The organism is Nocardia sichangensis (assembly GCF_047200615.1).
Taxonomy (GTDB): domain Bacteria; phylum Actinomycetota; class Actinomycetes; order Mycobacteriales; family Mycobacteriaceae; genus Nocardia; species Nocardia sichangensis.
Window position 1 is genome coordinate 83,303 of record NZ_JBJZOK010000004.1, and the last position, 12,483, is coordinate 95,785.

Annotated in this window: 13 protein-coding genes; 2 read left to right on the forward strand and 11 right to left on the reverse strand. The window is 67.5% G+C overall.

Features of this window, described 5'->3' with window-relative positions; all coding sequences use genetic code 11:
* Positions 1 to 17: 17 nt before the first annotated feature.
* Positions 18 to 440 (reverse strand): VOC family protein, encoded by a 423-nt coding sequence (locus tag ACL03I_RS06885; protein WP_412805420.1) that lies wholly within the window; start codon positions 438 to 440, stop codon positions 18 to 20.
* Between the two features lie 93 nt (positions 441 to 533).
* On the opposite strand from ACL03I_RS06885, the gene ACL03I_RS06890 reads away from it, so the two are divergent.
* Complete coding sequence (locus ACL03I_RS06890; RefSeq protein WP_412805421.1) at positions 534 to 1,535, forward strand: helix-turn-helix transcriptional regulator; 1,002 nt, start codon at positions 534 to 536, stop codon at positions 1,533 to 1,535.
* 139 nt (positions 1,536 to 1,674) lie between these two features.
* On the opposite strand, the gene ACL03I_RS06895 is transcribed toward ACL03I_RS06890, so the two are convergent.
* Entirely contained in the window at positions 1,675 to 2,079 is a 405-nt protein-coding gene (locus ACL03I_RS06895; RefSeq protein ID WP_412805422.1) for a hypothetical protein, read from the reverse strand.
* A gap of 481 nt (positions 2,080 to 2,560) precedes the next feature.
* Here ACL03I_RS06895 and ACL03I_RS06900 point away from each other — a divergent pair, with 481 nt between their 5' ends.
* Positions 2,561 to 3,001, forward strand: coding sequence for an RICIN domain-containing protein (locus ACL03I_RS06900; protein WP_355074272.1), 441 nt, complete (start codon positions 2,561 to 2,563; stop codon positions 2,999 to 3,001).
* Between the two features lie 159 nt (positions 3,002 to 3,160).
* On the opposite strand, the gene ACL03I_RS06905 is transcribed toward ACL03I_RS06900, so the two are convergent.
* The 9 genes from ACL03I_RS06905 to ACL03I_RS06945 form a co-directional block, all read right to left on the reverse strand.
* A complete protein-coding gene (locus ACL03I_RS06905) occupies positions 3,161 to 4,387 on the reverse strand; it encodes a vWA domain-containing protein (RefSeq protein WP_412805423.1) in 1,227 nt (408 codons plus the stop codon).
* Entirely contained in the window at positions 4,384 to 5,028 is a 645-nt protein-coding gene (locus ACL03I_RS06910) for an SRPBCC family protein (protein WP_412805424.1), read from the reverse strand. Before ACL03I_RS06910 ends, ACL03I_RS06905 begins: the two co-directional genes overlap by 4 nt.
* A 13-nt stretch (positions 5,029 to 5,041) precedes the next feature.
* Positions 5,042 to 5,929 carry an AAA family ATPase gene (locus ACL03I_RS06915; protein WP_412805425.1) on the reverse strand — a complete coding sequence of 296 codons (888 nt, stop codon included), beginning with the start codon at positions 5,927 to 5,929 and terminating at the stop codon, positions 5,042 to 5,044.
* Positions 5,926 to 6,519, reverse strand: a complete 594-nt coding sequence (locus tag ACL03I_RS06920; RefSeq protein ID WP_412805426.1) for a nucleotidyltransferase family protein — start codon at positions 6,517 to 6,519, stop codon at positions 5,926 to 5,928. The genes ACL03I_RS06915 and ACL03I_RS06920 overlap by 4 nt, the downstream gene beginning before the upstream one ends.
* Entirely contained in the window at positions 6,516 to 7,409 is an 894-nt protein-coding gene (locus tag ACL03I_RS06925; protein ID WP_412805594.1) for an XdhC family protein, read from the reverse strand. The genes ACL03I_RS06920 and ACL03I_RS06925 overlap by 4 nt, the downstream gene beginning before the upstream one ends.
* Before the next feature lie 26 nt (positions 7,410 to 7,435).
* Positions 7,436 to 9,826, reverse strand: coding sequence for an aerobic carbon-monoxide dehydrogenase large subunit (locus ACL03I_RS06930; RefSeq protein WP_355074263.1), 2,391 nt, complete (start codon positions 9,824 to 9,826; stop codon positions 7,436 to 7,438).
* On the reverse strand, positions 9,823 to 10,341 hold the full coding sequence (locus ACL03I_RS06935) for a (2Fe-2S)-binding protein (protein ID WP_355074262.1): 519 nt from the start codon (positions 10,339 to 10,341) through the stop codon (positions 9,823 to 9,825). Before ACL03I_RS06935 ends, ACL03I_RS06930 begins: the two co-directional genes overlap by 4 nt.
* Positions 10,342 to 10,343: 2 nt before the next feature.
* Positions 10,344 to 11,234: an FAD binding domain-containing protein gene (locus tag ACL03I_RS06940; RefSeq protein WP_355074261.1), complete on the reverse strand. Its 891-nt coding sequence runs from the start codon at positions 11,232 to 11,234 to the stop codon at positions 10,344 to 10,346.
* An 80-nt stretch (positions 11,235 to 11,314) separates the two neighbouring features.
* Positions 11,315 to 12,448 carry an XdhC family protein gene (locus ACL03I_RS06945; RefSeq protein WP_355074259.1) on the reverse strand — a complete coding sequence of 378 codons (1,134 nt, stop codon included), beginning with the start codon at positions 12,446 to 12,448 and terminating at the stop codon, positions 11,315 to 11,317.
* Positions 12,449 to 12,483 lie beyond the last annotated feature (35 nt).

Here is a 12,483-nt window from a genome sequence, read left to right on the forward strand (position 1 = left end):
CCCGATGACGCAACGAGTTATCCGTTGTATTCGCTGACGACGTCGACGACCCAGACCACACCGAAACGGTCCCGCAGCATCCCGTAGGCGGTCGCCCAGCTCGCCGGGCCTATCGGAATCACCACGGTGGCGCCCGCGGTGAGTTTCTCCCAGTAGTCCGACACCTCGTCGACGGTCTCTCCGCGCACGGAGACGAAGAACCCGTTCTCTCCAGGGTGGTAGTCCATCGACGAGGGCACGTCGTAGGCCATGACGTGGAACCCGCTGTCGGCCTGTACCTGGCCCCACATGATCTGGTCGGCCTCGGACTCGTCACGGACAGCTCCGGCGTCTCCGTAGGTGACGACGGCGAGGTGGCCGCCGAAAACGGACTGGTAGAACGCCAGCGCGGCGCGGGCGTCACCGCGGAAGTTCAGGTGGGTGGTGGTTGTGAGGGACAAGGTTGCTCCTGATTCGGCTCGATGGCTGACGTGAGCAACATTCGCAAGGGTAGTGGCCAGGTTGTGTCCTCTACTTCGGGCAGGATGACAAACATGCCGAAAACTTCCGCGCGACTGCTGGCACTGCTGTCCCTGCTCCAGGCGCGCCGGGACTGGCCGGGAATGCTGCTGGCCCAGCGGCTGGAAGTCAGCCCGCGCACGGTACGCCGTGACGTGGACCGGCTGCGTCAACTCGGCTATCCGATCGTCACCAGCAAAGGCCCGGACGGGGGATACCGGCTCGGCGCGGGTACACAACTGCCACCGCTGCTGTTCGACGACGAGCAGGCCGTCGCCCTGGCCGTCGCACTGCAGATCGCCACCACCGCAGGCGCCGGTATCGACGAATCCGCGGCGCGAGCGCTGACCACCATCCGTCAGGTCATGCCCGCGCGGCTACGCCACCGCATGGACACTCTTCGGATCACCGCTGTCGCACCGCCCGCCGACCAGTCCGCACCCGAGGTCGGCACGGAGGTTCTCACGGCGATCGGCGCCGCCATCAATGCCCGCGAAGTACTGCGTTTCGACTACAACGGCGCGTCCGCACCGCTTGCCGCCGCGCACCCGCCGCGTCGAGTGCAGCCCCACCATCTCGTCACGTGGGGAGGGCGCTGGTACCTCGTGGCGTGGGACCTCGACCGTGACGACTGGCGGACGTTTCGAGCCGACCGGATCACCCCGCGCATCCCCACCGGCCCCCGCTTCGTTCCGCGCGAACTCCCTGCGGGAGATGTGGCCACCTTCGTGAGCAGCAGATTTCGCGGTTCGGACGCGAACGGCGGATGGCCCTGCCGCGGTGCGGTCATCCTGCACCTGCCCGCCACCGAGATCGCACCGTTCCTCCACGACGGAGTGGTCGAGGCGCTCGGTCCCGACCGCTGCCGAATCGTCCTGGGCTCGTGGTCGTGGCCCGCGCTCGCAAGCTCTCTCGGCAGGTTCGACGCTGACATCGAGGTCATCGGCCCGCCCGAACTCACCGCCGCTTTCGCCCACCTGGCCCGCCGCTACACCGACGCAGCGAACAGCGGACCCGGCCGGCAGGTGTGCGGGTGAGTCGTTGTCCGGCGGCGCACTCGAATCAGCACGGAACCGCGTCGGGCCCGAACCGATCGCCGGGATCGAACACACCGAGCAGCCGTATACCTGACGAGCAGGTGCGATATACGAGAGGGTGTTGCCTTCGGCTGAACAATCACGCAGGTGGTCGGCAACCGTAACTTTGCGGCATTCGATACCACGGGCGCGGGCAGACCCTGGCGCACGCGGAACACCGGATAGGCCGAGCTTCGTTGACCACCAGCTTATTGCCGACGAATGTGTGCACGATAAGAGACTTCGAATGGCCGGCGTCAACCAAACCGGTGAAGACGAAGTCGTACATGGTGAGGCGTCTTCCGCATTCGCAGACGATTTTTTGGAGGTAGTACTCGTCGCCGGCGAGAATGCCCTCTCGCAGGTCGAGGATCCGCTCCATCCGTGCGATGTCGACGTCATCTGATTTGGTCGACTTCGTATCGTCTCTGAGTTCGGCAACACTCGGTCCCGATTGTTCGAATTTCTCGCGGGACAGCGAAACGACTCGATCGTAGTCAGCCATTACCGTCCTCCAGGTTCTGGGAGCCATCCCCTCGGCTGCGGTGTCCGGAGGCCGAGTGTAGCCGCCGTTGGATTCGTGGGCCGCATCCGCTCTGCGTTCTCGTTGGCGTGTCGCTGCGCGCGGAATTCGAGATGATTTCCGAGTCGCCCCCCGGTCGCGCCGTGCACCGGCGCGGGGTGCCGACCGCCGCTCACCGCAGACAGCCGACAGAGTCACCGGGCGGCGGTGGGTGGAGACAGCGCGAGGTGTCGGGGGTAGGTCCCGACCGGACGGTTGCCGACTACGCAGATCGTCCGCAGCTCGCTGTGAGCAGTAGGGGCCTCTGTCTCGTTCGGAGGAGCCAGGCGGCTGCGATCGCGCCCGTACCGACGTGATTCTTCGGTCGATGGGCGGGGTAGCCCAAAGGCACGGAATCTTCTGACGCGAGGCTCGCGGGAACACCGTGGCCTCGGGATCTAGCGGATGGTGAGGACGACGGATCATGACCGGTTTGAGCGAGGGTGTCTATCGGATCGTCAATGTCGGCGCCGGTTGTGTGCTGGCGCTCGACAGCGCTGATCAGGTGACGGTGGTGGCGGAGCCAGGTGTCGAAGACGGCTGGCAGCATTGGCTGTTGTCCAGAGCGCCGGAATTCGGCGAGGGAATTTGGTATATCGGCAGCGGACGCACCGGCACCAGGCTCGGACTCGGCGACGGGGTGGTGAGCGAGGGAACCCACCTCGAGTGCAGTGGGACGCCGATGGGGTGGCAGATCACCGCCGAGGAAGCCCACCCCGACTGTTACCGCATCGCTGTCTGGGCCGCCTGCGAGTTCGTCCTCGACCTGCCCGGTCACGACGGTGAAATCGGACCCGAGCAGATCGGGCTCGCGCGATCCGCGCCGATCAGCCGCACCCAGCAGTGGCAATTCCAGCACACCTGATCATCCGCCGGACGGCGGACAGCGCGATCGAACAGGACGCTGTTCGAAACTCAATCATGTGGAACCCCGGTCGGAATGGGCGCGCGCAGTAGTCGGTGCGCCTCGGGTGTGCCGTCGAGGGCTCGGGTGGGTTCGCGCCACCGCAAGGTTTCTCGATGATCACCGGGAGGGGATCGGGTATCGGTCGGCGGACACAGTCGACGATGCCAGAATCCGAACGAACGCGTGTACCTCCGCAAGAGTGTGCGCGGGCATCATGGTGTCGCAGAACGGCAGGGCTGCCGCCATCGCGCCGGTGGCCGGCTGGAACCCGGACTCCCCCGCACGGGGATTGAGCCAGATGACGCGCCAAGCCCGGCGTCTGATCCGGGCCATCGCGCGGGCCAAGAGATCGGGAGTGTCGCTGTCCCAACCGTCCGAGGCGATGACGACGACGGCGCCGCGCACTGCGTTACCGGACGGAGTCGCCAGCAGTGTGCCGAGGCATCGGCCGATGTGCGTGCCGCCGTAGCGGTCGAGCACCTTGTCGTTGGCCCGGGCCACCGCCACCTCCGGGGAACGGTGCGCGAGCACGGGGGTGAGCCTGGTCAGGGAAGTGGAGAAGGCGAACGCCTCGGGTCGATCGGACGAACGGCGTTGCATGGCGGCCCGCATCAGGTGCAGGTAGATCGTCGAATACGGCTGCATGGAGCGGCTGACGTCGCAGATCATGACGATCCGGCGCGGGCGACGCCTGGGACGGGTGCGGACCAGCACCGCCGACTCCCAGCCGGTGCGCCGCGAGTGGTTCATCGTCGCCCGGAAGTCGATCCGCTTGCCATGCGGATCACTTTCCTGGCGCGTGCTGCGGCGCTGCGGCCAGAGCGCCGCCGCCTGCTCCAGCCAGGCGCCGATCGTTCGCAGATCGTCCGGATCGAAGCAGGCGAACGGTTCCTGTTCCCGTGCGGCGAACCGGCTCGGCAGCACGTCCGGCAGCGCTGGAGCCTGGTCGGTGGACCGGTCGGCGCCGGTTGCCGATCGCGGCGTCGCCCAGGGGACATCACCGCCGTGCCGAGACCGCCCCCGACCGACTGTGCCCGGCGCCGACGCGCGTTCGGCCGGTAGTCCGTGCGTTCGGCTCGCCGGGTCCACACCCAGCACCGCGTCGGCGAACACCGCCGCGAAGACCGCGTCGAAGGCGGCGAGATCTTGCATGCGATCGACGAGCGTCAGTCGCATGGCCCAGTAGAGTTCGGTGCGCGAGCGCGGCGCCATGCGACGCCAGGCTTGCACGAACAGCGTGGGACCGCTCGGCGCCACCGCGACGCCACTTCCCCGCAGCCGCGCGACCACCGCGACGGCGAACGCCGCCAGATCCACCCCGCGCAGCAGTGCCGCCCGCGTCATCGATTCGTGCGTATCCGCTTGCGCAGCAGAATTATTCCGAGCACTGCCGCGAGTGCGAACACGACCGCGGGCGCATATTTCTTGATCATCGCGGGCCCCATGAGTTCGACAAGGTCCAGCGGCGCGGGCTCGGGCGGCGCCACCGGCTGCGCTGCTCGGCGGTCCGGCTCGGCTACCGGCTCCACAGAGGTCTCATCGGCAGCCGCGAGTTTCGTCTCCAAGGATGTGACGAACTGATTCATCATCTTCTCGGACACCTGTTGCAGCATTCCGCTGCCGAACTGGGCGAGTTTGCCGACAACCTTGAGGTCGGTGTCGACGGTTACCCGGGTCCTGCCGTCGTCCGCGCACAGCCGTGTAGTGATGGTCGCGGCGGCGTTCCCGGATCCGTGTGCATCCCGGCCGCGCCCGCTGATGACGGCGCGATGGTCGTGTTCGTCGCGCTCGACGAATTGCGCTTTACCGGTGAATTCGCTGGTCACCGGGCCGACTTTGACCTTCAATCTGCCGAGGAAGTCGTCTCCCTGCCATCCGACCATCTGTGCGCCTGGCAGGAGCGGGACGACCTGTTCGAGGTCGGTCAGTACCTCCCATGCCTGCTCGACGGGTGCGTTGACGGTGAACTCGTTGGCGATCTTCATTGCGGCATCCCTCTCATCCGGTAGCCAGGTCTCGCGTGTATTCGGCGAACGCCTCCCGCACGGTCGCGCGGTCGTCGGGTGTCTTCGCCAGCGCGCTGAGTGCTGCGACCGCTTCCGGCGCGACGAGATCGGCGACATCGAGCGTCGCCAACGCGGCGATCCAGTCGATGGTCTCGGCGACGCCGGGCGGCTTGTCGAGATCGAGACCGCGAGCGTGCGCGACGAACAGGGTGGCATGTTCGATCAGCGCATCGGTCGCCCCGGGCACCGTGCGTCGCACGATCGCCACCGCGCGGGACGGTTCGGGATAGTCGATCCAGTGGTAGAGGCAGCGCCGCCGCAGCGCGTCGTGCAGGTCGCGACTGCGGTTCGAGGTCAGCACCGCGAGTGGCGGCCGCTCGGCGGTGAAGGTGCCGAGTTCCGGCACGGTCACCGCGGCCTCACCGAGGAATTCCAGCAGCAACGCCTCGAATTCGTCGTCGGCACGGTCGATTTCGTCGACCAGCAGCACCGGAGGCGTCGGACCGCGATAACGGACACAGCGCAGAATCGGACGGTCGACCAGGAATGCCTCGGTGAACAAGTCGGCTTCGGTGAGATCGGCGCCGCGCGCCTCGGCGAGCCGAATGCTGAGCAGCTGACGCTGGTAATTCCAGTCGTACAGCGCTTCGTTCACGGTGAGGCCCTCGTAGCACTGCAGGCGGATCAGCGGAGCGGCGAGCGCGGTGGCAAGGGTCTTCGCCGCGGTCGTCTTGCCGACTCCCGGCTCGCCTTCCAGCAGTAGGGGCCGACCCAACGTGGTGGCCAGATAGAAGGCGGCGGCGGTACCGGTGTCGAGCAGGTAGTCGTCGGCGTCGAATCGCCGGACCACGTCCTCGATATCGGCGAACGGCGAGATCATGGCGAGGTCGAGGCGCGCAGGCGCTCGTAATCGGCCCAGGTGTCCACATCCAAGGGCGCCGCTGCGTCGACGTCGAGCCGGGACACCGGGACGCGGCCCGACTCGATGATCTTCCAGACCGCCTTGTCGCCGTGCAATCGGGCCAACTGGCCGAACAGACCGCGGGGCAGCCAGAACGGATGCCCGACGCCGTCGCGGTAGCCGCAGACCGTGATCGCCGCGGTCGTCGCGTCGGCGATCAGTCGTTCGACGGTCGCGGCCGACAGACCCGGTTGATCACCGAGCATCAGCACGATTCCGGGGGCCAGGGGATGTACCGAGCCCAGGGCCGAACGCAACGACGAGGAACAGCCCGAACCGAAGTCGTCGGCCACGACCACCTCCACACCGGTGAGATCGACCTGCTGCCGGACCGCTGCGGCCGCCCCGCCGAGGGTGACGATGATCTGACCGAAACCGCAGGCTCGAACCGCGTCCAGTGTGGCGCCGAGAAGTGTCGTATCCCGGTATGGCAGTAGCTGTTTCGGTGTGCCGAGACGCCGTGAGGTTCCCGCCGCGAGTACGACCCCGGTGACGAATCCGTTTGTCATGAGCCCGTCTTCGCCTCGGCGAAGGAAGTGCGGCAGCCGGAGCCGCAGAACCAGTAGTCGATGTCGTCGATGGTGAGATGTGGTGTGTCCGGCCCGACCACCACGGTCATACCGCACACCGGATCGAGCGCCTCGAAAGCGACGCTCGACAGGCGAACCGGGACGGCCAAGCCGCCTTTGCGGATCGCCTGGATCACTTCCGCGACGATCGAGACGGCGATCTCCGCCGAGGTCTTGGCGCCGATCGGCAGGCCCACCGGGGTGCGCACGCGCATCTGCTCGGCTTCGGTCAAGCCGAGCTCGTCCAGAATCGACGCTCCCCGGATCTTGCTGGCCACCAGACCGACATACCCCACACCCGAGTCGAGCGCGGCGCGGATCGTCTCGGCTTCCGGGCCGCCGTGGCTCGCGATCACCACCGCGGTCGTGTCGGTCAGCGAATCCGGCGAGTCGGATCCGCCGATACCGCGCTGCACATCGAATCCCACCAGTGCGCACAGCTCGGCCAGTGCGTCCGCGATCGGTGTCGCGCCGCAGATGCGCACCAGAGGAGCCGGGACCTGCGGCTCGAGGAATATCTCCAGCGCTCCGCCGGACAGACAGGGATTCACCACCACAGCCGCGCCGGGGGCTTCGGGAAATTGCAGGTCGCCGTCGGGCAGCACGCGCAGCAGCACGCTCTCGTTCGATTGCAGGGCGCCCAGCGCGGCCTTGCGGACCGAGTTCTGGGCGCACTGGCCGCCGACGAATCCTTCGATCGTCCCGTCCTGCAACAGGATCGCCTCGTCCCCGGCATGCGCCGAGGTCGGCTGCTGCGCTCGGACGACGGTCGCGTGCACGAACGGAGTCCGGGTCCGAACCAGTTGCTGGGCACGCTCGGTCATCTTCATCGGTGTTCCCATCGCTCCCACCCCGCTCAGACGGGCGGTGTGGCCCGGCCCTGCATCGCTTCCCAGACCCGCGACGGCGTCAGCGGCATGTCGGCGTGCCGAACCTTGTAGGGCGCCAATGCGTCCACCACCGCGTTGACCACTGCCGCCGGTGATCCGACGGTCGCCGATTCGCCGATACCTTTCGCGCCGATCGGGTGGTGCGGCGAAGGAGTGACCGTGTACCCGGTCTCGAAATGCGGAACCTCGAGCGCCGTTGGGATGAGGTAGTCCATCAGGGATCCGCCGAGGCAGTTGCCGTCCTCGTCGAAGGCGATGATCTCCATCAGCGCCATGCCGATGCCGTCGGTGATGCCGCCGTGCACCTGACCCTCGATGATCATCGGATTGATCCGGGTCCCGCAGTCGTCGACGGCGAGGAAGCGCCGGACCTTCACCACGGCCGTCCCCGGGTCGACATCGACGACGCAGAAGTACGCGCCATAGGGGTAGGTGAGATTCGCCGGGTTGTAACAGATCTGCGCGTCGAGTCCGCCCTCGATACCCTCAGGCAGATCACCCGCGCCGTGTGCTCGCATCGCGATCTGCTGGATCGTGACGGCCGCGGACGGGTCGCCTTTGACGTGGAACAAGCCCTTCTCCCACTCCAGATCGGCGACGGATACTTCGAGCATTCCGGACGCGATGATCCGGGCCTTGTCGCGCACCTTCCGCGCCACCAACGCGGCAGCGGCGCCGGAGACCGGAGTCGAGCGGCTGCCGTAGGTGCCGAGGCCGAACGGGGTCTGATCGGTGTCGCCGTGGACGACGTCGATGTCGTCCGGCGGTATCCCGAGTTCCTCGGCGACGATCTGGGCGAACGTCGTCTCGTGTCCCTGCCCCTGGGTCTGCACCGACAGCCGCACAACGGCTTTGCCGGTCGGGTGGACCCGCAGCTCACACCCGTCGGCCATCCCGAGCCCGAGGATGTCCATATCCTTGCGCGGTCCCGCGCCGGCTGCTTCGGTGAAGAAAGCCATCCCGATGCCCATCAACTCACCGCGGGCGCGCTTTTCCCGCTGCTCTTCGCGCAGGGCGTCGTATCCGATCATGTCCATCGCCAAGCGCATGGTCTTCTCATAGTCACCGGAGTCGTAGACCCAACCGGTCTTGCTGGTGTACGGGAACTGTTCGGGCCGGAGCAGATTGCGCAGCCGCAGCTGCGCCGGATCCATCTTCAGTTCCTGCGCGAGGCAATCCACCAACCGCTCGACGAAGTAGACGGCCTCGGTGATCCGGAACGAGCACGCGTAGGCGACGCCGCCAGGGGCCTTGTTCGTGTAGACCGCCGTCATCTTGCAGTAGGCGGCCTCGATGTCGTAGCTGCCGGTGAAGACACCGAAGAAGCCGGCCGGATACTTCAACGGGGCGGCCGTGCCGTTGAACGCGCCGTGATCGGCGAGCACGGTGGACCGGATGGCCAGGATCTTGCCGTCGGCGTCGGCCGCGATCTCACCGAGCATGATGTAGTCGCGGGCGAACCCGGTGCTGGTCAGGTTCTCGCTGCGATCCTCCATCCATTTGACCGGTTTGCCCAGTAGCAGCGACCCCACGATGGCGCAGACGTATCCCGGGTAGATGGGCACCTTGTTGCCGAAACCACCGCCGATATCGGGTGCGATCACCCGGATCTTGTGCTCAGGCAGCCCGGCCACCATCGCGTAGAGCGTGCGATGGGCGTGCGGCGCCTGACTCGTCGACCACAGGGTGAGCTTGCCGGTCACCGGATCGAGATCCGCGACGGCGCCGCAGGTTTCCATCGGGGCGGGATGCACGCGCGGATAGACGATCTCTTGCTCGACGACGACGTCCGCACGGGCGAACACCGCCTCGGTCGCGGCGGCGTCACCGGTCTCCCAGTCGAAGCAGTGGTTGTCCCGCTTGTCCTCGAGATCGTCTCGGATCACCGGCATCTCGGGCGAGAGCGCGGTCCGGGCATCGATCACCGGAGGGAGCATGTCGTATTCGACGTCGATGAGTTCCAGGGCGTCACGCGCGGCGTAGCGGTCCTCCGCGACGACGAAGGCCACCTCCTGGCCTTGGAACCGGACCTTGTCGGTCGCCAGCACCGCCTGCACGTCGTTGGAAAGCGTCGGCATCCAGGCCAGTCCCTTGGCGGCGAGGTCCGCGCCGGTGACGACCGCCTTCACCTTCGGATGCGCCTGTGCCGCGGAGACGTCGACGCTCACGATCCGCGCGTGCGCGAACGGCGAACGCAGGATCGCCATATGCAGCATGCCGGGCAGTTGGACGTCGTCGACGAAATTGCCGCGTCCGCGGATGAACCGGGGATCCTCCTTGCGGAGCATCCTGCCGTGCCCGCACGGCCTGCGGTCGTTGTCGACGCGGTCTTCCGGCCGGGATTCGACGGCGGTCATGATGTGCTCCCTACCGGCGCCGCGGTGGGCGCGGGTTCTGGCTCCGCCGCTTCGCCCCGTTGCTTCGCCGCGGCCCACTGGATCGACCGCACGATGGTGGTGTATCCGGTGCAGCGGCAGATCTGGCCCGAGATCGCCTCCCGGATGGTCTGCTCGTCGGGATCCGGGTTGCGGTCGAGTAGTGCCCGGGCCGTGATCATCATCCCGGGCGTGCAGAATCCGCACTGCAGCCCGTGACACTGCATGAAGCCTTCTTGCACGGGATCGAGCTTGCCGTCGACCTCGAGTCCCTCGACGGTGCGCACCGAACGCCCGCCGGCCATGACGGCCAGCATCGTGCACGACTTCACCGGTTCGCCGTCCACCTCCACCACACAGGTGCCGCAGTTGCTGGTGTCACATCCCCAGTGGGTTCCGGTGAGCCGCAATTGGTCTCGTAGGAAGTGCACGAGCAGGGTGCGCGGCTCGACGTCGGCGCTCACCTGCTCGCCGTTGACGGTCATGGTTACCTGCATGGCTAGTTCCCTCTCAGCGCGGGATCGTTCGGTACGCGCTCGACCGCGGTGCGCAGCGCGCGGATCGTCAGTTCGGAGGCGAGGTGGCGCTTGTAGTCCGCGCTGCCACGCGAATCGGAAGCGGGTGAGCACGCCGCGCTCGCCCGGCGGCCCACCTCCGCGAAGATCTCTTCGGTGGGCGCCTCACCGATGAGCAGGTCCGAGGCGGTGGCCAGCGCCGCCGGATCGGGCTCGACGGCGGTCAGGCCGATCCGGGCGGCCGCTATCGCACCGTCGCGCAGTGTCACCGTCGCGCCTGCCGCCGCGATCGCCCAGTCGCCGACTCGGCGCTTCACCTCCTTGTAGGCGCTGGAGGTCCGATGCCGCACGGGAATTCTGATCTCGATCAGAAGTTCATTGCGCATCATGGCGGTCTCGTACGGGCCGACCAGGAAGTCGTCCATCGCGATCTCCCGGTCACCGGACGGTCCGCGCACCAGGCTGGTGGCGCCGAGAACCGTGCAGACCGTGGTCAGATCCTCGGCGGGATCGGCCTGGCACAGCGAGCCGCCGATCGTGCCGCGGTTGCGCACGACCGGGTCGGCGATCACGCGCTCGGCGTCACGGAAGATCGGGCATACCGCGGCGAGATCGTCGGATTCGAGCAGATGCCGGTGCCGCACCATCGAGCCGATGCGCACCAGGGTCGGATCGGTGACTATATAGCCCAGCTCGGCAGCCAGGTCGTTGATGTCGATGAGATATTCCGGATTGGCCAGGCGCAGTTTCATCATCGGCAACAGGCTGTGCCCGCCCGCGATGATGCGCGCCTCCTCTCCGAGCCGGTCCAGGAGTCCGATGGCGTGATCCACGCCCGTCGCGCGCTCGTATTCGAATGGTCCGGGCACCTGCATGTGACCCACCTCACGTTCATGGGGAGAAGCTCAGCTTCTGCGCCGCTGAACTGGGGGTCAAGGCCGGATTAAGTAATCACTTAATCGGCTGTCGGTGCCGTGTGGTGAATCCGTCCGCCGGTTCCGGTCAGCGAACGGCCGTGCCCACCCCAGCGCCGCGCGATGATCTCGGCCGCGATGGACACCGCCGTCTCCTCCGGCGTCCGGCCGCCCAGATCCAGCCCGATCGGGCTGGCGAGCCGGGCGAGTTGCTCCTCGGTGAGTCCGGCCTGCCGCAGGCGCGCCAGCCGCTGGTCGTGCGTGCGGCGCGACCCCATGGCGCCGACATAACCGATCCGCGGCGCCCGCAGGGCCACCTCGAGCAGCGGAACGTCGAACTTGGGATCGTGGGTCAGCACGCAGACGACGGTCCGCGCATCGACCGCGCCTGCCGCGATCTGCGCGGTCAGGTAGCGGTGCGGCCAGTCGACGACGACCTCGTCGGCGGTCGGGAACCGGGCCGAGGTGGCGAAGATCGGCCGCGCGTCGCAGACGGTCACCCGGTAGCCGAGAAATGATCCCTGCTGCGCCACGGCGGCGGCGAAATCGATGGCCCCGAACACCAGCATCCGCGGCTGCCTGGCATGACTGGCGACGAAAACCGCCATGCCCTCGCCGCGACGCTGCCCGTCCGGGCCATAGGACAGCACCTCGCTGCGGCCCGCCGCGAGCAACCCGGCCGCGTCATCGATCACCGCGTCGTCGGTGCGCGCCGACCCCAGCGTGCCGCGCGCGTCACTCGGCCGGATCAGCAGCCGCCGCCCGATCCGGCCGGGGTCCGGGTGCTCGATGACGGTCGCGATCGCGACCGGCCGGTGCTCGGCGATGTCCGCGGCCACCTCGCCGAGTTCCGGAAACGTCTTCCGGGAGATGGGTTCGACGAAGATGTCGATGATGCCGCCGCAGGTGAGGCCGACGGCGAACGCGTCGTCATCGGAGAACCCGAACCGCTGCAGCACCGGAAGACCGGTGCGCACGACATCGGTGGCGAGTTCGTAGACCGCGCCTTCGACGCAGCCGCCGGAGACCGAACCGCCGACCGTACCGTCCGGGGCGACGACCATGGCGGCGCCTGGCGGCCGCGGCGCCGAGCGGAAGGTGCGTACGACCGTCGCGACCCCAGCCGTGCCCCCGGCGTTCCACGTTGCCATCAGATCCGTGAGCACGTCCTGCATGATGCGTCCTCCGGGCGCGATACGGCGGTAGGCAC

Bases quoted from the DNA above. Each gene is read 5' to 3' on its own strand.
- ACL03I_RS06890 (WP_412805421.1), top strand. From the start codon at position 534: ATGCCGAAAACTTCCGCGCGACTGCTGGCACTGCTGTCCCTGCTCCAG.
- ACL03I_RS06895 (WP_412805422.1), bottom strand. From the start codon at position 2,079: ATGGCTGACTACGATCGAGTCGTTTCGCTGTCCCGCGAGAAATTCGAA.
- ACL03I_RS06900 (WP_355074272.1), top strand. From the start codon at position 2,561: ATGACCGGTTTGAGCGAGGGTGTCTATCGGATCGTCAATGTCGGCGCC.
- ACL03I_RS06905 (WP_412805423.1), bottom strand. From the start codon at position 4,387: ATGACGCGGGCGGCACTGCTGCGCGGGGTGGATCTGGCGGCGTTCGCC.
- ACL03I_RS06910 (WP_412805424.1), bottom strand. From the start codon at position 5,028: ATGAAGATCGCCAACGAGTTCACCGTCAACGCACCCGTCGAGCAGGCA.
- ACL03I_RS06915 (WP_412805425.1), bottom strand. From the start codon at position 5,929: ATGATCTCGCCGTTCGCCGATATCGAGGACGTGGTCCGGCGATTCGAC.
- ACL03I_RS06920 (WP_412805426.1), bottom strand. From the start codon at position 6,519: ATGACAAACGGATTCGTCACCGGGGTCGTACTCGCGGCGGGAACCTCA.
- ACL03I_RS06925 (WP_412805594.1), bottom strand. From the start codon at position 7,409: ATGAAGATGACCGAGCGTGCCCAGCAACTGGTTCGGACCCGGACTCCG.
- ACL03I_RS06930 (WP_355074263.1), bottom strand. From the start codon at position 9,826: ATGACCGCCGTCGAATCCCGGCCGGAAGACCGCGTCGACAACGACCGC.
- ACL03I_RS06935 (WP_355074262.1), bottom strand. From the start codon at position 10,341: ATGCAGGTAACCATGACCGTCAACGGCGAGCAGGTGAGCGCCGACGTC.
- ACL03I_RS06940 (WP_355074261.1), bottom strand. From the start codon at position 11,234: ATGCAGGTGCCCGGACCATTCGAATACGAGCGCGCGACGGGCGTGGAT.
- ACL03I_RS06945 (WP_355074259.1), bottom strand. From the start codon at position 12,448: ATGCAGGACGTGCTCACGGATCTGATGGCAACGTGGAACGCCGGGGGC.